This window comes from Cytobacillus praedii (genome assembly GCF_001439605.1).
GTDB classification, from domain to species: Bacteria; Bacillota; Bacilli; order Bacillales; family Cytobacillaceae; genus Cytobacillus; species Cytobacillus praedii.
The window spans coordinates 14,902-37,757 of record NZ_LMBX01000024.1; the positions used below are offsets into that span (position 1 = coordinate 14,902).

Sequence of the window (22,856 nt, forward strand, 5' to 3'; positions counted from 1 at the left end):
AATTATTCACCTAATTTATATCCAATTCCCCAGACTGTTCGGATATACTGAGGATTGGACGGATTCTCTTCAATTTTTTCCCTTAGCCTTCTTATTTGTACGTTAATCACATTTTCATTCCCATAATAATCTTCTTCCCAAATAAAATGGTATATTTGTTCCTTTGTAAACACTCTGCTCTGATTTGTCAGAAATAGCTTTAAAATATGGAATTCCTTTGATGTAAGCTGCACCGTCTTCCCCTTTACTTGTGCAGAAAAAGAATGAAAATCGAGGGATAATTCCTTAAAATGAATCGTACTTGGTGCAGATTCATTCACAACAGGCGTATATTGCGTAGCTCTTCGAATGGCCGCATGCACTCTGGCTGTTAATTCAATCATGGAAATAGGCTTGCTTATATAATCATCTGCACCAAAACCAAGGCCCAATGCTTTGTCTATATCACTCCCTTTGGCTGAGATTATTAATACGGGAAGTAAGCTTGTTTCTCTTATCTTTTTCAAAAAATCCATCCCGCTTAATTTAGGAAGCATTAAATCAAGTAAGATGACATCAAATTCCTCTTTAGCAAAAAGAGCCAAAGCTTCCTCTCCATCAAATGCATGCCATACTGAAAAACTCTCCTGTTCCAAATGATCCTTTATCAGCTTGCTTATCTCCCTATCGTCCTCCACAAGTAAAATTCGCTTCTGCATACATTTCACTTCCCATCAATTGCGGGACACGGGGACAGGAATCATGTCCCCCACCCCATCATTTAAAAAGAAAATAAACATAATCCGTTGGAATTCCTCGTTCGCCTTGCTGATGCAGCATGGCTGATATGTTTCCGCGGTGGTAGGTGCCATGATTAACCACATGATGAATGAGATCAGCAAGTACGAATTCCGTACGACCAAATCGAGGATGCTCAGTAATAATGATTTGCTCACTATCCTGCTGCTCTGCAAAAAAACGATAATATTCTTCTGAAAGCGAACGATAAAGCCCTTCAAGTTCGTCGATTGATATTTCAGATGCTTCTTGTTTTCTGCGGTTAACCGTTGAAACTGTATCCTGATAACTGCTTCCCTTCATTGTCTCAAGCCATGTAACATCTGTAGCATACAAATGGACCATTACGTCTGAAATCGAAGAGAACACACTATTGATCTGCTCTTTATATAACCTCTCAGGCAATTGTTTCAAATGCTGGAATAATTTCTGGTTAGCCCAAACGTGGTAATCGTACATTTTCTTGGCTCTGTTATCATCCATTTTCCTTTTCCTCCCGCATGTTATATTTCTATTTACTACAAAAATCTTTATTCTACATATATTCTCTAATCCCTTTTCACATAGCTTCGAAAAATACACTTGATTACTATTTATAACAAAAAATGGGACAAGGTTCCCGTCCCCTTGTCCCATCACTATATTTTATTTGAACCATCCTTTAATCCATAATCCGATTAACATAATAGAGCCAACTACAAGCATAACTGTTAATACACCAAAGTATCCTAAATGCCAGGTGAGTTCTGGCATATATTCAAAGTTCATTCCATAGATGCTTGCAATAAAAGTTAAAGGGACAAAAACAGATGTCATCACGGTAAGCGTCTTCATAATCGTATTCATTCGATCGGAATTAATGGAAAGATAACTATCCCGGATATCTGCTGTCATTTCTCGATTAGACTCAATCATTTCAGAAAGCTTGAGTAAATGGTCGTATATATCCATAAAATATATTCGCTCTTCTTTTGGAATAATTAAATTCTCAGAGTTTAATATCCTATAAAGTAATTCTCGCATAGGAAAAATGGTTCTTCGCAATCTTAGCAGTTTTTTCCTGATTTCATAAACGTCTTCAATTAGATTTTGATCTGCATCCTTGGCTTCAATTTCATTTAATTCATCTTCCATTTGATAAACACTCGGAAAAAATCCATCTACAATTTTATCCATGATCAAATAGTAAATATACTTAGCCCCTTTACTCAAAATAGTCCTATCCTCTAACAATCTTTGTTGAATGAAGCCAATTTCAACCGATGAAGTTAGATGAAAAGTTACAATGAAATTATGTCCTACAAACACATCCACCTCTTCAGGCATTAGCGAAGATTGGTTTAATGTATGCAAAACAAAGAAATCATAGCCCTCATAATGGTCAAGTTTTGGCCGCTGCAAAAAGTGCAAGCAGTCTTCTATCGCAAGTGGGTGAAAGTTAAAATATGTTTTAAGAAGTTTTGCTTCCTCTTCTGCAGGAGAATCAAAATCAACCCAATACCATTTAATATTTGGATCAGATAAACGATCCATTGGTATATCCTTTATTAGTTCTAGATCATCAGTAACAGCAAAAATTCGAATCATTTGTAAGATACCTTCTTTATTTTTGTCAATACAAACTGGGCTTTTACAATCATTATAAAATATATTAATTGAAAGAAATCTTAAGAAAAAAACTGCAGCTCATTTCAAACGAATCATAGTGCTGTTTGGGATAATCTCTATTCTTTTCATTTTAATGCTGGCAGTCCTGACAGAAATACGTTTTACGCGAGGAAATCTCTTTCATTACTATCAGTGAATGACAGCGTCTGCAATTTTCCCCTTCGCGGCTATGGACATACATTTCATAGTCTCCTGTTTTGCCATCCCCCTTAAAAAGGGGCTCCTCCATATAACCGCCCTGTTGAATTCCCTTTTGAAGAATATACTGCATCGATTCGTATAAGCGGGCAAGTTCATCCGTATCTAATTCATTTGTTTTTCTTTCTGGCAGAAGCTGTGCATGCCAAAGAATTTCATCCGAATAGCGATTCCCGATACCAGCAATGACCTCTTGATTCAACAGTGTTGTCTTCAATCCACCTCTTTTGTCTTTTATGATAGTTTGAAAAGTATGGAGAGAAAAACTTTGATCAAGCGGCTCAGGACCAATATGCTGAAATTCCTGCTGTATCATTTCAGGTGATAAAAGATGCAAATACCCTAAACGGAGCCCGATAAAGTAAAGGTGATGATTTCCAAAGGATAATTGTACCTGCACCGTTCGATCTGGACGGTCCTCTTCCTTACCATAAAACATCCTGCCCCCAAGCATTAAATGCAAAAGTAAACATGAGCCATTTTGCAGATGGAATACTAAATATTTCGCTCTTCTTTCAATGACATTTATTTTCTGATGTAATACAAGAGAGGCAAATTCTTCAATTGGTACATTTATTGATTTCTCCCGGTTAATCATGACCTCTGTAATTGATTGACCGCCAATTATTAGTTGCAGCAGCGATTTATATGTCTCCATTTCAGGAAGCTCCGGCATGATTTCACTCCTATTAAACATCACTATTTGCATTATTCCTCCATACTTATCCCCCTATTCTGAATCCCTATAAAATCAGAATCAAAGATCATAGGGACAAGGATCCTGCCCCCATGTCCCGCTTTGATTAATTTCCATTTATTTCTTCGCTGAAACGCTCGATTGCCTCTTGAATACTTAAGACACCTATATTTCCTTCCTTACGCTTTCTTATTGCCACAGATTTATTCTTCGCCTCTTGATCACCGATGATCAGCATGTAAGAGATTTTTTGCTTTTCCGCTTCTCTTATCTTAAGGCCTAGCTTCTCTGACCTCGAATCCAATTCTACCCGTATTCCCGCAGATTCTAATTGTGATTTCACCTCAGAAGCATAATCGATATGAGAATCTGAAATAGCGATTATTTTCGCCTGAACAGGTGCTAGCCATAGCGGAAAATCACCAGCAAAATGTTCAATTAAGATTGCCATAAACCGCTCAACTGATCCATAAATCGCACGATGAATCATAACAGGGCAATGGGGTTTTCCATCTTCACCTATATATGCGCAGCCAAACTTTTCTGGCATTTGGAAGTCAAGCTGAACTGTTCCGCATTGCCAGCTTCGTCCGAGTGAATCCAAAATATGAAAGTCAATTTTAGGTCCATAAAAAGCTCCATCTCCAGGATTGATTTGGTATGGCATCCCTTTGCTTTTTAAAACAGACTCTAAAGCGAACTCAGCTTCATCCCAAATTTCTTTTGAACCCATGTATTCTTCAGGTCGAGTTGATAGCTCTACCTTATATTCAAAACCAAAATGAGCATAGAATTCATCAATCAAGGATAATACCTTATCTATTTCGGATTCAATTTGGTCTACCCGGACAAATAAATGAGCATCGTCTTGTGTAAAGGAACGCACCCTTAGCAGCCCATTAATAGATCCTGACAGTTCATGGCGATGGACTAACCCAAGTTCAGCAAAGCGAATCGGCAATTCACGATAACTTCTTCGTTTATTGTTAAAAATTAAAATCGCTCCGGGACAGCTCATTGGTTTAATCGCATAACTTTGTTCATCCACTTGGGAAAAATACATATTATCCTTGTAGTGCTGCCAATGACCTGACTGCTCCCAAATTTCCTGTTTCATCATAATAGGTGTTTTAATTTCCTGATAGCCTGCCTTTTGGTGCTTCTCTCTCCAAAGGTTTTCAAGCTCATTTCGAATGACCATTCCTTTCGGCAGGAAGAAAGGCATCCCTGGTGACTCTTCCATTGAAGTAAAAAGCTCTAACTCTTGACCTAACTTTCTATGATTTCTTTTTTCTGCTTCGATTTGATTAGACATCTTATGGTCCCCCTAATTTTTATAATTTTTATAAATAAAAAAACACACTCATCCCAACAAAAGGGACGAGTGCGGTCGTGGTGCCACCCTATTTCCATAAGGCAAACATAATGAAATGTGCTTTATGCTCAAAAAGATAACGGATTTACCGATTATGGTTAATTTGGTTTCAAACCAGTTCCCCATAATTGCTCCAAGGCGGTAAACTATTTCCTTTTCTTCAGGGCTTCCAGCCAATGACCCTGTTCTCTGGTAAGAAATTTAGAAATAATTCATGTCCTTTTCTACGCGATAACTATTGATTTAATAAAAAAAACGCACCCATCCCTATAAAAGGGACGANGTGCGGTCGTGGTGCCACCCTAATTCCATAAGGCACATAATAAAATGTGCTTTATGCTCAAAAAGATAACGGATTTACCGATTATAGTTAATTTGGTTNTCAAACCAGTTCCCTATAATTGCTCCAAGGCGGTAAACTATTTCCTTCTCTTCAGGGCTTCCAGCCAATGACCCTGTTCTCTGGTAAGAAATTTAAAAATAATTCATGTCCTTTTCTACGCGATAACTATTGATTTAATAAAAAAAACGCACCCATCCCTATAAAAGGGACGANGTGCGGTCGTGGTGCCACCCTAATTCCATAAGGCACATAATAAAATGTGCTTTATGCTCAAAAAGATAACGGATTTACCGATTATAGTTAATTTGGTTNCAAACCAGTTCCCCATAATTGCTCCAAGGCGGTAAACCATTTCCTTTTCTTCAGGGCTTCCAGCCAATGACCCTGTTCTCTAGAAAGAAATCCAAAAATAGTTCATGTCCTTTTCATAGCTAATAACAGAATGTATTATTATTGGAAATAACTCTAATACAGTTATTTTAAAATGTCAAGTGGAATTAAGAAATATCACATTCACCATACTTTTACTTTTCTAGCATAATTTCGCAATGCATTCTTGCATAACTGTAAAGCAGACAGCTCTTTTGTTAAGGCTGTTCTTTTTATCAAGTAAATACCTATTGCCCGTAAATACAGACTCTATTTCTTCCAGATTGTTTTGCTTGATATAAAGCTTTATCTGCATCCTCTATTAGCTGAGTTGGGTCTATAGTCGTTTCTTGATAGCATGCTACTCCAACTGAAATAGTAAGGTTGATTTCTTCTCCTGAATTTAATGTAAAAGGATTATCCTCGACATTTTTTCTAATACGTTCCGCTAATTCATTAGCTCGATTTAAGGGGCAATTTAAAAGGAGAACTGTAAATTCTTCTCCGCCATTTCGGCTTACTATATCAAAGGCTCTAGTACTTTGCTGAAGTCTTAATCCTAATTCCTTAAGAACCACATCGCCCTCTGAATGCCCGTACGTATCATTTACCTTTTTAAAAAAGTCTATATCGATAAATAGTAGAGCTAATTTCTGTTCATTTGTTTGTAAATCTTTGATTAAATGATCAAATACTTCTTCAAATTTCCTCACATTGTTTAATCCTGTTAGTCCATCAGTTGTAGATTCTGTTTGGTATTTATTAAATAGTTTTTGGCTTTTTCTTATATAGGCTAAAACATAAAATGATAAATAGGCCGATAAATAAGAAACAATCCAATAGATAGGCAACACCTTTAATACGATGATGAAGCTGCTTACGAGATAACTAAATACAATGGAAAACACCAAATTATTAAAAGTGACGATCCCCAAGATTTTTATTTTCTTAGAATAATTTTGTTTAGAAAAAAAGATGGCAAACAAAGTACCTGATACACTAATAACAATTGCTAGATAAGAAGATAAACTCGCTGAAATTAGAAACCTTCCTGCAAGTGTCATAATCATGGAAATAAATGCAGGTATCCCTCCACCATAGTAGGCTAATAGAATAGTTGGAATATGCCTGAGATCCACCATTGTATTATCAACCGGGATACTGTATTGCATAAGAATATTACTTAACAAGCCGCCTAACACACCTATTAAAATCTTTATTTTAAGTGTAGACTTTGCATGCAGCGGATACTTATTTGAGACTTGAGAATAGAAGAACAAAACTGAAACGAGAATAGCTAGATTCGTAAAAAAATCTTTAATCATCATTTTAATCACCAAGAAGAAAGATAGCATACTTTCCAGCCAATGAAAATCCTTATTTCCTTCTACCCCTAACTAATTTACATCTTTTTACTTATTTTATATATATTAAAAGAACCATCAGTTTGACAGCTCTTTTGCCGTTTCTGGCTTATCTGATAAATTCAAAAAGATCACTCCGCCAATAATAAGAATGATGCCTGATAATTTAAGCATGTTAAAAAGTTCATCCCATACGAATACCCCAATTAAAGCAGTTAAGGCGGTGCCGACACCTGACCAAATCGCATAGGCCAAGCTTAATGGGATCGTCTTGAGGCACAGCGATAAACAATAAAACGATAGTGCATACCCTATAATCACTCCCAATGAAGGGAATATAACTGTAAACCCCTCTGACATTTTAAGCATGGACGTTGCGAATATTTCTCCGATTATAGAAATAGATAAAAAAGCATATCCCTTCATTTTTATGTCCCTCCACATTTAATGTGCTCCACCAAAATTCAATAGAATGACTCCACCGATGATTAAAACTAATCCTATTAGCTTTTTGCTGCTAAACTTTTCTTTGTAGATCGTAAATCCAACTATCGCAGTAAGAGCTGTTCCTAATCCTGCCCATATTGCATAGGCCACTCCAAGGGACAAAGTTTTTAACGCTAAAGATAAAGCGTAGAAGGCAATACCATATCCCACTACAATTCCTATAGAAGGGAGGATTTTCTTAAACCCATTTGAGACTTTAAGCATGGAGCTTCCAAATACTTCACTTACAATGGCTATTAATAAAAGGACAAAAGCATTCATCCTTATTCCTCCTTGTTTGTCATCTTTACTAATTTCTGGAATACTGCCTTCTGCATATCCTTATCCACTGGAGCTACATTTAACAATTGTGAATAATATAGACCATCTAAAGCTAAGCGAATGATCGTGGCAGTTACAGGATCGATCCCATCATCTTCTAGCTTAGATAAGATAGATTGATAACTTTCAGATATATTATGAACAGCAGCTGAATTTAATAAAGCAGCAGCCGAAATACCCACATTCAGCTCTGCATTATGCTCCAAGTCAAATTTTGATGCTTCAATTAAGGCGCGAGACCATTTTCCTTTCTCAACAGGATCCTTTTTAGAGAAGTCTTCAAAATTCAGATAAAACTCATCGAAGATGTGGATAGCGATTCCCTTAATTAATAAATCTTTATTTGGATAGTGATATAACAGTCCACCCTTGCTTATTCCTGCTCGTTTTGCCACTGCATCCAATGTCAAAGAATGAAAACCACTATCAAGGGCAATTTGCGTTGCAGCATTCAAAATTAATTCGCGTTTCGCATTGGCTTTTGAATCCATTTAGCTCTTCTCCTTACTTATACTGGAATGATTTCTTTTATTATACCGTCTGGACGGTTTTTTCTTCAACTGAGTACTCCTCAAAAGAAAAATATTATGTCTATATAACAATACATTCAGATAGAATAAGGAAGTTACATATATTCGTATTCTAATTTATGTATCCTTAAATGAATTTAGGAAGGAATCAGTTTTATCTTTATAGAAAGGATAAATTTGGACAAACATGACTGGATAATACATTAGCAGTTGTTTACATAAGGATATGCTTATATAATAATATCAGCTTACCAATTTATAATAATAGTAGGATTGATTGGAGGTTTACCATACAAATGAAACATGAGTTAGATATAGAAACAGCAGCTAGTATTCTTAAGCTCTTAGGAGATAAAACTCGTTTAACCATGATAAAAATACTTTCTAATCACGAGTGCTGTGTTTGTGAATTTGTAGCACTTTTTCAAATGACCCAACCGGCTGTTAGTCAGCATTTAAGAAAATTAAAAGACAGCGGTCTAGTAAAGGAAACGAGAAAAGGCCAATGGGTATTCTACTCTTTAAATCCATCACACCCTTATCATTCTTTTGTATGTAATGTAATCAGCGATTTACCGAACCAACTATCTAAATTAGAAGAATTAGAGGCACGAGGGGAACGTATTTCTTGTGACTAACAGCATGGGGGATTAACATATGATTTCATTTATTTTAGCCATTATTATCTTTTTAGCTACGTTGACTTTAGTCATTTGGCAGCCAAAAGGATTAGGCATCGGCTGGTCTGCCTGTGGCGGTGCCATCTTAGCCCTTATCGCTGGTGTTGTCGGCTTTCATGATGTCATCGATGTAACATCAATCGTATGGAACGCAACCTTAACGTTTATAGCCATTATCATTATTTCCTTGATCCTTGATGAAATTGGGTTTTTCGAGTGGGCAGCACTACATATGGCCAGAGCAGCAAGAGGAAAAGGGATTCTCATGTTTATCTATGTTTCCTTACTTGGCGCAATAGTAGCTGCATTGTTCGCGAATGATGGTGCCGCGCTTATTTTGACACCCATTGTATTAGCCATGGTTCGAAACCTTAACCTTAATGAAAAAATGGTATTTCCATTTATTATTGCTAGTGGATTCATAGCAGATACTACTTCGCTTCCGCTAGTCGTTAGTAACTTAGTGAATATCGTTTCAGCAGACTTTTTTGGAATTGGGTTTGCTGAGTTTGCTTCACGAATGATCATTCCAAACTTCTTTTCATTGGCAGCTAGCATCCTTGTTCTTTATCTATTTTTCCGAAAAAGCATTCCGAAACATTATGATATGTCTAAATTGATGCAGCCCGCCCAAGCCATCCGGGACGACAAAATGTTTCGATTGTCCTGGATTGTGTTAGGCATACTTCTTCTTGGATATTTTGCTAGTGAATTTACAGGGATCCCCGTATCAATTATCGCTAGCATCGTGGCGGTTTTTTTCCTTTTCATGGCTAGAAGAAGCTATGCTGTAAATACACGTACAGTTATTAAAGGTGCTCCTTGGGCTATTGTATTTTTCTCAATTGGCATGTACGTAGTTGTTTATGGATTAAGAAATGAAGGACTTACTAATGTGTTAGCCGATCTGATTCAAGTCACTGCTGATCAAGGTTTATTTGCGGCAACAGTAGGAATGGGATTTATCGCTGCCCTTCTTTCATCGATCATGAACAATTTGCCAACTGTTATGATTGATGCACTTGCCATTGCGGATACTCAAACCACTGGGATTATAAGAGAATCACTTATTTATGCGAATGTAATCGGATCAGATTTAGGTCCAAAAATTACACCAATTGGTTCCCTCGCAACTTTACTATGGCTCCACGTCCTTTCGCAAAAAGGAGTCAAAATCTCTTGGGGGACCTATTTTAAAACAGGGATTGTGTTAACCATTCCAACCCTGCTAATAACATTAGTTGGCCTATATATATGGTTGTTAATTATTCATTAAGCATTAATGGAGACCGCAAAAGGACGAAAGAGAGAGCATTGGGGATTTGATGACCCAGCAAAAGCAGAAGGAATAGAAGAAGAATGGACTTTCTTCCAGCTTGTGCGTGATGAAATTAGCGACAAATTAAAATGTTTTGCCAACTGCAATTATAAGAAACGAGTTTATGAAAAAACCCAACTTTGATTAAAAAGTTGGGTTTTTTTCGATTATTCGATTATTTCTTTACAGCATGTATATAATGAATCGTTTCAAAGGCGGATAGATAATCTTCTCGGTTGCGAAAATAACGAGCATCAATCTCAATCGGAGTAAGGTGTTCATAAATGAGTAAACCTACACTCTCTAATAAACTTTCCATTTCAGCGTAGGAGAAACAGGATTTCATCGGTTCCCCTCCAACTGCTGCCATGGCTACTGTATTTTTCACTCGATTGGACAGCCCAGACTCGTGAAATAAATTCTCATCTGCATAGTCAAATATAATGGAACTGCCAGAAGGAAGTTGATCAAAAAAATTCTCAATTAAATCTTTGATTTCCTTTTTAGCCAAATAGTACGTGACACCTAAAAGACTAACTACTGTCTTTTCCCCCTTGAATCCCTCTTTGACCAATGCATCTTTAGTGAATTCCTTAGTAAAGTCCATAGGAACAAAATGCAAATTATTTGGTATTTCCATATGCGCATCTGCTATTCTATTCTCCTTAGAATCTTGTGTAATTGGATGATCAATCTCATAAACATTTAAGCTGTTTTTTAACTCTGGATAGCGGAAAGGAAATGTATCCATTCCGGCACCTAATATGACGTATTGTTTAACTCCCAGCTCTATTTCATTTAATAATACGGACTCACAAAAAGCTGCCCGTGCCAATGGTGTAGGTGAAAGCTGTACTTGTGTAATCCATTTTAATATTTCATCCGGATTATTTTTAAACCGTTCAGCAATCTCTTTATTGAAAAATTGAATCCCTTGGATCATGTTCTTTTTAATATCTAAAAATTCATTTTCAGTTATTAGTTCCTTAGCTATATAATCTTCAAAAATCTTGGGTGTATCATATTGGCTATGATACGCTCGACAAAATGCTGAAACTAATGATGTAACTGATTCATTTTTTTGCACACAATCGTCCCCCTTCACAAATGTGGAAACGCCTTAATCACCCCTGTAAGACAAGCCTCCCAGGAGGGAATCCTTTATCTTTTGAGAAGCTTAATCTTGCGACCTCAAGGGGTAGGCGCTGGAGCTGGGCATAGACCAACTCGTCACAAAGTTACCCACAACATTCGATTATATAATGTCCGTAAAAATAAAAAGAGATTCCCCTGGCCAGGAGAATCTCATTATACTATCAATAATATTAACTGTAAATTATAGCATGAATAAAAATTTTTGTCAAGTTTATTGCTTTTTTTAAGGATTTACATTAGGTACTTCAATTATTTCTCTAGTAATACCTTGTTAGTTTACACTCATTCTATTAATCCTTTAAATTTTTATCCCTCAGCATGCTTATTAACCCAATACTAAATATTAATATACCGATTATGATATATGAGTGTATGAATCCATTTAACAACGGAATATACTCACTAGTTAAGTTTTTACTAGAGTAAACTAAATTGATTGATAGGTGAGCTAAGGGTGTACTAAATAATATGACAATCAATCCCAGTAAGAAACACAACACCTTCTTCACAAACCCTTTCCCCCTTTATTGTAAATACATAGGTTCATTCATTTTGAATCAACTTATAACAGCAAACTCATAGAGACTGTTCTTATGCTAAATCCTAATTTCTCATACAGCTTAATGGCATGATTGCCTGCAAATGCACTTAGCCGGACTTCTGAATGCCCTTCTTTTTTTAATTGGTCAATTCCTTTATTCATTAACTTTGCAGAAATCCCGTTCCCTCTAAATTCTTCTAAAACATATAATTCATAAATAAACCCATACTTTTTATCAGTAAATTGGTCCTTGCTTGTTCCTATAAGGATCCATCCCATTAATGTATTGTTTTCTGTTGCGATTATATAAGTGCTGCCCTTTTCCAGAAGCGGCTCTATAAGCTGTTTAACTTTCTCATTGGTCGGTTTTATTTCACCCAAAGTACCATCAAGTATGGCTTGTGGTGAAAGTGTAATAATTTCATTAAGTTCCAACTTAGTAGGTTCTCTAATATCCATTTATCGTTTCTTCCTTTCAATGCCCTTTAAAAAAATTTATTGTTAAAGGACTATATTTTGATGATTGTTTTTATTATTCAACAATTAGTATTCGAGGGGATGTTTTAGAAATAACGCTTGTCGACAACCAACAGCTAAGACAGGCAGCAATGATACTTAAACATGATATTCCTAAGGCCATGCCCCAGTTTATAATAAGGGGGAGTTCAATTAATCCGTACTGCGATAATATATTCTGCAAAACTAAGGGAAGCAGCTTTACACCTACAACCACTCCGAATAATGCACCAACTGCAGAAAGAATGAAGATTCCAGATGTAATGGACCATCTAATTTTGTTAGAGGTCATTCCAATTGATTTATAAATTCCATATGTGCTGCTTTCTTTTCTAACGTTAATGCGGGAGATACTGAAAATCATGATGAATGTGACGGTTATAAACAATATTCCCATGAGACTCAAGGGCATAATTAATAGAGCAACCGCTTCTTTAAATACAGAATCGAGTAACATCTGTTGTGTTGAGACTGAAATTGATTCATTAAAAGTCTCGTTTAATTCATCTGCAACCTGATTGGACTGTGTGACATCGTTTAAATTTATGAAAACGATATCTGTCGTATTAGTTTTTGCGACCTCTGATGTAATCCTTGCAGAATAAGACTTATTTGCTATTGATTGATAGATCCCTGTAACAATAAGACGCTGTTTCTCTCCTCCTAAATAAACATCCAGGATGTCGCCTACATCTTTTTTTAAAGCTCTTGCGACATTTACCCCTATCGCAATTTCGTTTTTATTGTGCGGGTTTCGTCCATGTATATTCTCAAATCCAAAGTCATCATAGCTTCCCTCAACTACACTAATATTAATGTTCAATGGCGGAGATGAATCGCTTGGGAAAACACCTGTTAGTTCCCCGACCCAGCCAAAATTTTTAATTCTTTTATCAGAAAGTAAATACTCTTCAAAGTTATTCTTGGAAAAAGCAGATTCATTAAATACAGTTACAGCAATATTTGATGAATCATATCCCCATGATGGTGCAGTTTCTTTAATCGAGATAATACTATTCAGCAGAACAAAGCCAAATACTAATACAGCAGAAGTAAAAGTTGTAAGTAGAATCATTAGAGCGGAACTTCTCATATTCTTTGAAAGATTTTTGATCCCAATTTCTACTTGAAAAGGCAAGCCTATAGAATGTAATATTCGATTTGAGTGATTTAGACGCCGGGTTATTTTACTGCTCTCAGCCTCTGACATCCCATATCTTATTGCTTGCACAGGATCTACACTCCGAGTTTTTCTCGAATAGAAAAATGTAGTGATTACTACGATTATCAAAATCGTACCGCCAATTAACAAATAATTTGCGAGACCTTGCACGTTACCTAAGCTATCCCCAGATTGCAAAAAGGACAAAGAACTTTCAATAATTACACGTGACAAAATGCTGCTTAGCAATAGGCCAGGAATAATAGAAACAATCGAGAGAAACCCATACTGCATTACGTATACCCCTATTATTCCTCGAGAAGTAACGCCTATCGACTTGATTACTCCAATTGTTTTATAATTTGACAATATAGCATCAGAGATACTAAATCCAATGATAAATAAAGAGACAGACATCATGATGGTTCCCAGGAACACCATGACAAAGCCAATTACTTTATTGATGATTAAATAAAAAGAAGCGATTGATTCGTACTCCATTTTTGACTCAAGATACGGCTTATTTAAGTATCGCTCGAAGTTCTCCCAATATGCTGCACTTTGACTATATTCATCAAACCTTAAAGCCATCATGTGTTTTTCCTTACCTGTCATGGCTTGCAGCTGTTCTTCGTAATCCTGCTCATTCATCCACACCCGCGCATTCGTTGTAAACGGACCGCCAAACGGCATGTCTACTACAATGGCAGATACACTTAGTTTAAAAGTATTTTCACCTGTATGAAATTCAATATCTTCTCCTAGAGATATTTCATAGGAAGAAGCCATAGAGGTTGGTATCCATATTGTACCTTTTTGGGGATGCTTTTGTTTTTTTCCTTCTATAACAATCAATTGATCGACGGAAACTGGAGTCTCTGGTGTATTCATCATGAATAAATATAGATTCGGAATTTCCTTCCCATTAATCTTTATTCCCGATAAATTCTTGAAAGGCATGAGCTCCGATGCAGTTACTCCCTTTTGACTATCCCACCATTTGTTCACTACTTTTGGATCGTGAAGCTCTTCTCCCATTGTTAAAATTTGATGGGCTCCATTCGTTTCTTCATGTTTTTTCTCGAATAGATTTTCTGTATTTTGAATAAGCGTGATGGAAGTGGCTAGCAGCAAAGTAGAAAGCATAATAAGTATGACAATTAATCCATTTTGAATTTTCCTTTTTCTTATATTCCCTATACAAAGAGTGACTATTGTTTTCATCTAAATCACTCCTTCCTTGTAATATAAGAAAAGATGATTTCTTCTCTGTCTGGAATATCATTTTCTTCATACTTATCGAAATTTAAAATCCCCTCAATTTTTCCATCCTTTACAAGAATAAGACGATCTGCACGGCAAGCAGCTTTTATATCATGAGTAATCATGACAACAGACTGACCTTGTCTATTTAAATTAGTTAATATATCTAATATAGCTATTCCATGTTCATAATTTAGACTTCCAGTCGGTTCATCAGCAAATACAACATCTGGGGCATTCACTAACGCTCTTGCTATCGCAGCTCGTTGCTGTTGACCCCCAGATGTTTGAGACGGGAGGCGATTCCGTTGATCTTCAATCCCCATAGCTCGGATAAGTTTCGTCACCTTATTATGCACACTGCTTTTAGGTACTTTAGCAATATATCCGGGAAGGGCTATATTTTCAAACAATGTTAAGTCTGGAACTAGATTGATACTTTGATAAACATAACCTATTTTTTTTGATCGAAAGTTTGCTATATCCCTGTCACTGAAACGATCAATTCTTTCTCCACGAAAATAAACTTCTCCAGCAGTTACTGTATCTAGTCCGCTTAAGAGATAAAGAAGGGTTGATTTGCCTGACCCAGAGTTGCCCATTATAACTGTAAAATCTCCCTCATAGATCTCAATGTCTAAATTTTTGATAGCATGGAATTGCTCACTTCCAGATGAATATGTCTTACATAGATTTTTCGCTTGAATAATAGCCGCCTTTTTCAATAAAAGCCCTCCCATAAAACTGTTTTTTTATAGTGTAAAGGGCAGTTCTTACATGATGCTTATCAAGATATTAATAAAGTATTACATTGAAATCTTTAACTTATTGGGAGCAAAAGAGTAAAAACAGTTCCTTCTTTTTTCTTGCTCTTAAATTGGATAGAACCATCATGAGCTTCCATAATATGCTTACAAATTGATAATCCTAAGCCTGATCCTTCATTTTTAATGATAGATTGATCTGCATTTCTATTTCCTCTAAAATATCGTTCAAAAATAAATGGCATATCCTGAGGGAGAATTCCCTCTCCGGTATCTGAAATTTGAATCTTCAGCATTTGGCCGTCAATATCAGCCAAAATACTAATTGAACCCCCAGGGGATGTATGCTTTAAAGAATTGGTAACCAGATTTGAGATCACCTGCTCTAATCGATGTTCATCTACCTTGATTAGTACATTAGGAATTTCTGCAGGTTCCATAAAGCTTATCCCTATCGTTCGAACATAATGACCAATAGGATAAATGATGCTCGAAAGAACTTTTCTACTATACTGTTCTTTTGGATGTACAGGGATGTGCCCTAGCTCTTTTAATGAATGAATGAATAAATCATCTATCAGTCTAGACATTTTTTCTGTATTAGATTGCATAATTTTAACGTACTCCATAATCGATTCCATATTAGGGCAAATCCCTTCATAAATGGCATCCAAGTATGCTTTCAAGGTGGTAAGAGGCGTTTTTATGTCATGTGAAATGCTCGAAATTAATTTTTTTTGGCCCTTCTCTTGCTCATCCCGTTGGATACTAAGTTCCATAATTTCAATTCTCATTTGTTCAAATACAGCATATAGTTCTCCTATTTCATCATTTTTCGCATATTCTGCTGATTGCTCATAGCTCCCTTTTAAAATATCTTCTGTACTCTTTTTAAGCTTTTTTATTGGCCGAATGATGTCCACTTTGCATTTATAAATAATCATACATAGAAGACCTAATAGAAAAATAGATAACAAACTTATGAAAACCAAAATTAAGTAGTTATTAGAGGGCTGTGATATATCTTGGACACTATTTTTATCTATTGTAAAAATAGCATTTCCAACCTGGGTTTGTGTTTCTTCGTCCACAACCGGAAACGCTATTTTAAACATATTCCCTTCAACTTTAGAGGCATATAAATCATAATGAAGATCATGTTTCAAATCGAGGTATAGAACAGAATCGTCCTTCGAAGAGTTAAAGATGACTCTTCCGTCCAGCTTTGAGAAGAGTAGGTCGACCTTTTGATGAACGCTCATTTTTTGCAAGGTATCATATACATTCGAGTCGTGTTCAAGATTACGATAATTCTGCTCTATATATAATAATAAGTCGTTTACTTTTACACGAACCTGATTAATGACTAAGGAAGTTTCATCACTTTCCCTATCTTTGAATCCATTATTTACAAGCATGTATGTAACACATCCAGCAAGCAGCAATAGACAGACCAGCATGGCAACAAGCCATTTTCTCATCCATTCATTCAAATACATATATCTCTCCTAATTATTCATTATTTGTACTAAATTTATATCCGATCCCCCATACTGTTTGAATATAAACCGGATTAGATGGAATGGCCTCTATCTTTTCTCGTAATCTTCTGATATAAACAGTAATGGTATTTTCGTCTCCGTACTCGGCGTATCCCCATATTTCATCCAATAACTGTCTTTTAGAGAAGACCTGATTGCTATGTTTTGATAAAAAATAAAGCAAATCAAATTCTTTTGCTGATAAGGAAATGACTTTATTGTCCAATGTAACTTTGTACGCCTTTTTGTTTATTTTTAATTTCCCGAAACAAAGAATCTCGTTATCCTTTTGAGTATTTAACAAACGCTCATGCATGCGTAAGTGCGCATTTATTCTTGCCACTAGTTCGCTTAAAGAAAATGGTTTTGTCATATAATCGTCTGCGCCAAATCCTAGCCCAAGTACTTTATCCGTATCACTCCCTCTTGCACTTAAGATCAGGATAGGAATATGGCTCTTCTCACGAATTTGACGGCAAAGTTCAATACCATCGTAATCTGGAAGTGTTAGATCGAGGATAATAAAATTCAGATCCGTTGTTTCCGCTATATCTCTCGCTTCTTTCCCCGTTGCTGCAATCATCACATCAAATTTATTTACAGTAAGATAATCTCTTATTACGTGGGCAATATCTTTCTCGTCCTCAATCACTAGAACCTTTGCCGGCTGAAACAATTGCTTTCCCCCTTAATTTATAGAGATTAGTAAATTCTTCAACACCTATTGTATGAGACCCCCTTTTCCAATTATAGGATAATTCAGCCCTTATTACAGTAAATAGTTATATGGTTTCGGATTCCCAAACAATTAGAGAGAGGCCATCCTCTTTATATCCTTTTACAATTCAGATTCAGAAAGATATATCTTGCGAGTTAAACGAATAAATGCTTCCAATGGAGGTGTCATTAATTTATCTTTATGCCAAGCAATTTGTGTAAAAAGCGGGGAATCGGAAGTGGTCCACGCAAATTCCTTCATTCTTCCCTCTTTAATATCTTTTTTTACAACCATCTCTGGTAATAGTGCAACACCTAGTCCCGCTATGACACATTGCTTGATTGCTTCAATACTGACAAATTCTATTTTATCTAATGGATATACACCCGCAGACTTAAGCGAGTCTTCAAGCATTATTCGATAAGAACATCCCGTTTCTGTCAGTAACAGCGTTTCATACTTAAGATCTTCAAGTGAGAGAATGGAATTATAATGGTCGGGTGCGACAACCAGCTTCAATTCCTCTTTGATAAGTTCCTCTACTCTCAAAGAACCCTCTGGTCTAACCTTATCCATAATAAAAGCAATATCTAATGCCCCTTCCATAAGCTGTTTTCTCGCCATCTCATCTGAATGTGCCGGTTTAAAAATGAGCTTAACTTTTGGAAATGCATCCTTGAATTCTTTAAGAATCGGTGGCAATCGATAGGTGCACTGGCTTTCCTGAGCCCCTATTGTTAAAGTACCTGTTGGTTCCTCCTCTCCATTTGCAGCCAGTATGGCTTCTTCACTTAACCGAATCATCTTTTCAGCATATTGCTTAAACATGTGTCCAGCCTCTGTTAATATTAATCGCTTTCCTAGACGTTCAAATAAAGGTTTGCCAATTTCATCTTCAAGGGCTTTTATTTGTGCTGTTACACTTGATTGGGCAAAATTCAAAAGTTTAGCCGTCTGCGTAAAATTCAAATTTTCTGCGGCATGACTAAAAGTAATTAATTGTTTAATTTCCATGTGAACCGCCTTTTATAATCACTTTTTTCGATTTAATTAATCAAAATAATCATCTTTATCGATTTATACATTCATTATAAGATAGTGCTAATCAAGGAACAATTAGTATACAAATTCATTTGGATAAAAGGAGAAATTTACAATGACAATTGCGATTTTAGACGGAGGAACCCGACCTAATGGCAATACCAAGATACTGACAAACCACGCCATTCAAGGAATAAATGCGGAAATAATTTACTTGAAGGATAACCAAATCCACCCGATTATTGACATGCGACATGCACCAGAAGGCTTTCAGGACAGAAATGATGATTATAATTCCATTATCGATCGTATTCTTCCTCACGAGATTTTAATATTCTCTACCCCCATTTATTGGTATAGCATGTCAGGAATAATGAAAAACTTCATTGATCGATGGTCTCAAACATTAAGAGACCCTAACTATCCTGATTTCAAAAGGAAAATGGCTGCAAAAAAAGCATTTGTCATTGCGGTTGGAGGAGACGATCCAACTATTAAAGGACTGCCGATGATTCAGCAATTTAAATACATCTTTGACTTTATTGGAATGGATTTCGCGGGTTATATTCTTGGGAGCGGAAATAAACCGGAAGATATCTATGAAGATATTGAAGCATTATTTAAATCTGAACAGCTTCAGAAAAAGCTAAATTAATACCATGGATTAGGGATTTTATACGATAATAGTAAAGGAATGCCCCTGAAAAGGCATTCCTTTACTTAAATATGAAATCGGTCTAAGGGTTTAAATCGTATATACGCCCTTTTATCAAATAGGCTGCACTCTCTGCAATATTCGTGATATGATCAGCTGTTCGTTCAAGATAACGATTAATAAATAATAATTGAACTAACTGATTTGTTTCCTCTGGATGCTCGCTCAAGTAGCTAGTGATCCGCTTATATGTCTCACCATAGTACTCATCTACTTGATCATCCAAACCGGCTACTTCTTTTGCAAGCACCATGTTTTCATCTAAAAATGCCTGCACCGCCTTTTGCAGCATCATAATCGATAGTTCCTTCATTTGTTCAATATTTGTCATGCTTAATAGAGATTGAGGGTTTCCAATTTTAATTGTAGACTTTGCAATATTTACTGCAAAATCCGCAATTCGCTCAATATCTGAGGAGATTTTTAAAGCGCCAATAATTCCTCGTAAATCTCTAGCAACTGGCTGCTCTTTTACCATGAGCCACACAACAAATTGATTAATTTCCGCTTCCAAATTATCAATGGCCGTATCTTCTTCGATTACTTTTAATGCCAATTCAATATCTTGCGTTTTGAAAGCAGTAAAAGCCTTTTCAAACGAAGAAACCGTGAGCCTATTCATTTCTATTATTTTATCTTTTAATTCCTGCAGTTTATTCTCATAGTTTTCACGAACAACCATTTATTCTCACTCCTACGTTTAACCGAATCGGCCAGTTACATAATCTTCCGTTCTTTGATCCTTCGGCATGGAAAAGATATTATTTGTTTCGTCATATTCAATAATTTCTCCATTTAAGAAAAAAGCTGTTTTGTCGGAGACTCGTGCTGCCTGCTGCATATTATGAGTAACAATTACGATTGTATAATCCTTTTTCATGTTGGCAATTAACTCTTCTACTTTTAATGTTGATATTGGATCTAATGCAGAAGTCGGTTCGTCCATTAAAATAATTTCTGGCTTCATCGCAATCGCACGTGCAATACAAACACGCTGCTGCTGCCCGCCTGATAGTCCAAGTGCAGATGTCTTCAGACGATCTTTCACTTCGTCCCAAATTGCTGCACCACGCAGGCTCTCTTCAACAATTTCATTTAATTCTTTTTTGCTTTTTATCCCTTGCATTCGCGGGCCGTATGCGACATTATCATAAATGCTCATTGGAAAAAGATTGGGCTTCTGAAATACCATCCCTACTTTTGTCCGCAGCTTAATAACATCATTCGTTTCGTATATATTTTCATTATCAATCATTATATCCCCTGTAATTTTCACACCATCGATGAGATCATTCATACGGTTTAACGAACGTAAAAAGGTAGACTTCCCGCATCCAGAAGGGCCAATTAAGGCCGTTACTTCTTTTTCATGAATATCTAGTGCTACTTTATAAAGTGCCTGTTTATCGCCATAGAATAAATCTAAGTCTTTTACATTAATTTTAGTCCCACCTGATTGTTGCTTCATCTGTGATTTTCTTACTCCATCTTTACGCTCAATCACTGTTGTCCCCATTCATTACACCCCTCTTAATAGTCAGCTTTGTTTAATCTTTTTGATATAAACGTTGCCAAGAAGTTCAGAATCAAAATAATTACAATTAATACGATTCCAACAGCAGCTGCAAGTTCGATGTCACCTGACTCCTGTGTAACTAAAAAGGAATGAACCGTTAACGTTCTTGCTGATGAGAAAATACCGTCTGGCATGGCAGCAACCGTTCCTGCTGTTAAAAAGATCGCTGCAGATTCACCAACAATTCGCCCGATTGAAAGAATAATCCCAGATAGTATACCCGGCATTGCACTTGGCAAAATGACTTTATATAGCGTTTGAAGCTTCGTTGTTCCCAAAGCAAGCGATCCTTCTCGATACGATTGCGGAACTGTTTTTAACGCTTCCTCTGTTGTTCGGATAATGACTGGCAATACGATGATCGTCAATGTTAACGAAGCAGCGATGATTGACATCCCAAATTTGAGCGTAGTCACAAAAAATACTGCACCGAATAGTCCATAAATAATCGAAGGAATTCCTGTTAAGCTTTCCGTTGCATAACGGATTAGTCTGACCAATCGGCCTTGCTTTGCGTATTCCTGTAAATACACAGCTGCTAAAATCCCGATTGGTGTAGCGATTATTAAAGAAATGAAGATTGTATAAAGGGTCGTTACAATCATCGGCCATATGCCGCCATGCCCTACTGGTGAGTAATCACCAAAAATAAAGTTGAAGTCAATTAATCGAAATCCTTTGTAAAAGATATATCCTACAATAATAATGAGTACGGCAACAGTTAAGAAAGCTGAAGCCCATAAACATCCACGCAACAGATGATCCTTAAACTTTCTCAACTTATTTCCCACCCTTCGAACCGATTTTTGCTAAGACAAAATTCAACAATAAAATAAAGGAGAATAAAACAATTCCTGTTGCAAATAGCATTTCTTGATGGGTTCCGAATGCATAGCCCATTTCCAGCGCAATATTCGTTGTCAACGGCCGAACACTGTCAGTTAAGCTCGTTGGCAGAATAAGACTATTTCCTGCTACCAAAATAACAGCCATCGTTTCTCCAATCGCTCTCCCCAACCCTAGTACAATCGCTGCCATAATTCCTGACTTTGCTGCCGGAACAACGACTTTAAAAATGGTTCCAATTGGAGATGCCCCTAATGCCAAGGAACCCTCGCGATACATTTTTGGAACAGCGCGAATAGCCGTTTCAGCTACAGTAACAATCGTCGGCAGCATCATAATGGCTAATACAAGGATAACCGCTAATAAACTTTGTCCTTTTACTAGCCCTAGATTGTTTTGTAAAAAGGGGACAATGATAGCAAGTCCGAAAACGCCATACAATACGGATGGAATACCTGCCAGCAGCTGGACTGCTGGAGAAATAATTTTAGCTACCCTTTTTGGTGCAATCTCAGCTAAGAAGATAGCTGTAAATAATCCTACCGGAACGCCAAGAATTAACGCACCCATTGTGGCGAATAAAGAAGCAACGATCATTGGGAAAATTCCAAATTTATCTTCACTCGGTACCCAATCCATCCCAAAGATAAAGTCTAAAAAGCTATACCCTTCTGCAACAAATGGATGGGAGCCTTTATAAAATACAAATCCGACAATTAGCAATAAGCTGATCACTGAAAGAAGTGCACAGAATAGAAATACTCTTCCTGATAACTTTTCCAGCATATATTTCCTTCTATTTGATTTTTCGATAGTTATAAATTGCTTTTCATTAGATATGCTTGGCATGTTGCATTCCTCCACGGCCGCT

General features: G+C 36.5%; 23 protein-coding genes and 3 other annotated features. Of the genes, 3 read left to right on the top strand and 20 right to left on the bottom strand.

Annotated elements, in window-relative coordinates; translation table 11 throughout:
* Positions 1–2 precede the first annotated feature (2 nt).
* The 9 genes from ASU02_RS20305 to ASU02_RS20345 all read right to left on the bottom strand — a co-directional run bounded on the left by ASU02_RS20305 (position 3) and on the right by ASU02_RS20345 (position 8,110).
* Positions 3–698, bottom strand: a complete 696-nt coding sequence (locus tag ASU02_RS20305) for a response regulator transcription factor (RefSeq protein WP_057767051.1) — start codon at positions 696–698, stop codon at positions 3–5.
* Between the two features lie 58 nt (positions 699–756).
* Positions 757–1,260, bottom strand: coding sequence for a DinB family protein (locus tag ASU02_RS20310; RefSeq protein WP_057767053.1), 504 nt, complete (start codon positions 1,258–1,260; stop codon positions 757–759).
* 162 nt (positions 1,261–1,422) lie between these two features.
* Entirely contained in the window at positions 1,423–2,364 is a 942-nt protein-coding gene (gene corA, locus ASU02_RS20315; protein WP_057767055.1) for a magnesium/cobalt transporter CorA, read from the bottom strand.
* 151 nt (positions 2,365–2,515) lie between these two features.
* The gene (locus tag ASU02_RS20320) at positions 2,516–3,319 is read right to left on the bottom strand and encodes an Fpg/Nei family DNA glycosylase (protein ID WP_057767057.1); all 804 of its coding nucleotides are present in this window, start codon (positions 3,317–3,319) and stop codon (positions 2,516–2,518) included.
* Positions 3,320–3,446: 127 nt separating this feature from the next.
* A complete protein-coding gene (gene thrS / locus ASU02_RS20325; protein ID WP_057767059.1) occupies positions 3,447–4,655 on the bottom strand; it encodes a threonine--tRNA ligase in 1,209 nt (402 codons plus the stop codon).
* A gap of 58 nt (positions 4,656–4,713) precedes the next feature.
* Positions 4,714–4,951, bottom strand: a binding site (T-box leader).
* Positions 4,952–4,986: 35 nt separating this feature from the next.
* Positions 4,987–5,224 (bottom strand) — a binding site (T-box leader).
* 35 nt (positions 5,225–5,259) lie between these two features.
* Positions 5,260–5,496, bottom strand: a binding site (T-box leader).
* 179 nt (positions 5,497–5,675) lie between these two features.
* The gene (locus ASU02_RS20330; protein ID WP_232426306.1) at positions 5,676–6,752 is read right to left on the bottom strand and encodes a diguanylate cyclase; all 1,077 of its coding nucleotides are present in this window, start codon (positions 6,750–6,752) and stop codon (positions 5,676–5,678) included.
* Between the two features lie 117 nt (positions 6,753–6,869).
* Positions 6,870–7,217 (bottom strand): DMT family transporter, encoded by a 348-nt coding sequence (locus tag ASU02_RS20335; protein ID WP_057767063.1) that lies wholly within the window; start codon positions 7,215–7,217, stop codon positions 6,870–6,872.
* Between the two features lie 18 nt (positions 7,218–7,235).
* A complete protein-coding gene (locus tag ASU02_RS20340; RefSeq protein WP_057767065.1) occupies positions 7,236–7,559 on the bottom strand; it encodes a DMT family transporter in 324 nt (107 codons plus the stop codon).
* 2 nt (positions 7,560–7,561) lie between these two features.
* Entirely contained in the window at positions 7,562–8,110 is a 549-nt protein-coding gene (locus ASU02_RS20345) for a TetR/AcrR family transcriptional regulator (RefSeq protein ID WP_057767067.1), read from the bottom strand.
* Positions 8,111–8,445: 335 nt separating this feature from the next.
* Between ASU02_RS20345 and ASU02_RS20350 the strand changes: the two genes are divergently transcribed.
* Positions 8,446–8,787, top strand: a complete 342-nt coding sequence (locus tag ASU02_RS20350) for an ArsR/SmtB family transcription factor (RefSeq protein ID WP_057767070.1) — start codon at positions 8,446–8,448, stop codon at positions 8,785–8,787.
* 19 nt (positions 8,788–8,806) lie between these two features.
* Complete coding sequence (locus ASU02_RS20355; RefSeq protein ID WP_057767072.1) at positions 8,807–10,105, top strand: arsenical efflux pump membrane protein ArsB; 1,299 nt, start codon at positions 8,807–8,809, stop codon at positions 10,103–10,105.
* A gap of 217 nt (positions 10,106–10,322) precedes the next feature.
* On the opposite strand, the gene ASU02_RS20365 is transcribed toward ASU02_RS20355, so the two are convergent.
* The 7 genes from ASU02_RS20365 to ASU02_RS20395 form a co-directional block, all read right to left on the bottom strand.
* Positions 10,323–11,234, bottom strand: coding sequence for a class I SAM-dependent methyltransferase (locus ASU02_RS20365; RefSeq protein ID WP_057767076.1), 912 nt, complete (start codon positions 11,232–11,234; stop codon positions 10,323–10,325).
* A gap of 630 nt (positions 11,235–11,864) precedes the next feature.
* Positions 11,865–12,302, bottom strand: coding sequence for a GNAT family N-acetyltransferase (locus ASU02_RS20370; protein WP_057767077.1), 438 nt, complete (start codon positions 12,300–12,302; stop codon positions 11,865–11,867).
* A 73-nt stretch (positions 12,303–12,375) separates the two neighbouring features.
* Positions 12,376–14,745, bottom strand: a complete 2,370-nt coding sequence (locus ASU02_RS20375) for an ABC transporter permease (RefSeq protein WP_057767079.1) — start codon at positions 14,743–14,745, stop codon at positions 12,376–12,378.
* Positions 14,746–14,750: 5 nt separating this feature from the next.
* Positions 14,751–15,509 (bottom strand): ABC transporter ATP-binding protein, encoded by a 759-nt coding sequence (locus ASU02_RS20380; RefSeq protein ID WP_082631876.1) that lies wholly within the window; start codon positions 15,507–15,509, stop codon positions 14,751–14,753.
* Between the two features lie 95 nt (positions 15,510–15,604).
* Positions 15,605–17,047 carry a HAMP domain-containing sensor histidine kinase gene (locus tag ASU02_RS20385; protein ID WP_057767084.1) on the bottom strand — a complete coding sequence of 481 codons (1,443 nt, stop codon included), beginning with the start codon at positions 17,045–17,047 and terminating at the stop codon, positions 15,605–15,607.
* Between the two features lie 13 nt (positions 17,048–17,060).
* The gene (locus tag ASU02_RS20390) at positions 17,061–17,765 is read right to left on the bottom strand and encodes a response regulator transcription factor (RefSeq protein ID WP_057767086.1); all 705 of its coding nucleotides are present in this window, start codon (positions 17,763–17,765) and stop codon (positions 17,061–17,063) included.
* 162 nt (positions 17,766–17,927) lie between these two features.
* The gene (locus ASU02_RS20395; protein ID WP_057767088.1) at positions 17,928–18,821 is read right to left on the bottom strand and encodes a LysR family transcriptional regulator; all 894 of its coding nucleotides are present in this window, start codon (positions 18,819–18,821) and stop codon (positions 17,928–17,930) included.
* A 142-nt stretch (positions 18,822–18,963) separates the two neighbouring features.
* Here ASU02_RS20395 and ASU02_RS20400 point away from each other — a divergent pair, with 142 nt between their 5' ends.
* The gene (locus ASU02_RS20400) at positions 18,964–19,503 is read left to right on the top strand and encodes a flavodoxin family protein (RefSeq protein ID WP_057767091.1); all 540 of its coding nucleotides are present in this window, start codon (positions 18,964–18,966) and stop codon (positions 19,501–19,503) included.
* A gap of 82 nt (positions 19,504–19,585) precedes the next feature.
* Here the strand turns inward: ASU02_RS20400 and phoU are convergent, their stop codons facing one another.
* The 4 genes from phoU to pstC all read right to left on the bottom strand — a co-directional run bounded on the left by phoU (position 19,586) and on the right by pstC (position 22,834).
* Positions 19,586–20,245, bottom strand: coding sequence for a phosphate signaling complex protein PhoU (gene phoU, locus ASU02_RS20405; protein ID WP_057767093.1), 660 nt, complete (start codon positions 20,243–20,245; stop codon positions 19,586–19,588).
* Between the two features lie 18 nt (positions 20,246–20,263).
* A complete protein-coding gene (gene pstB / locus ASU02_RS20410; RefSeq protein WP_057767142.1) occupies positions 20,264–21,031 on the bottom strand; it encodes a phosphate ABC transporter ATP-binding protein PstB in 768 nt (255 codons plus the stop codon).
* 62 nt (positions 21,032–21,093) lie between these two features.
* Positions 21,094–21,918, bottom strand: coding sequence for a phosphate ABC transporter permease PstA (gene pstA, locus ASU02_RS20415; protein ID WP_057767095.1), 825 nt, complete (start codon positions 21,916–21,918; stop codon positions 21,094–21,096).
* Between the two features lies 1 nt (position 21,919).
* The gene (pstC, locus tag ASU02_RS20420; protein ID WP_057767097.1) at positions 21,920–22,834 is read right to left on the bottom strand and encodes a phosphate ABC transporter permease subunit PstC; all 915 of its coding nucleotides are present in this window, start codon (positions 22,832–22,834) and stop codon (positions 21,920–21,922) included.
* Positions 22,835–22,856: the final 22 nt, after the last annotated feature.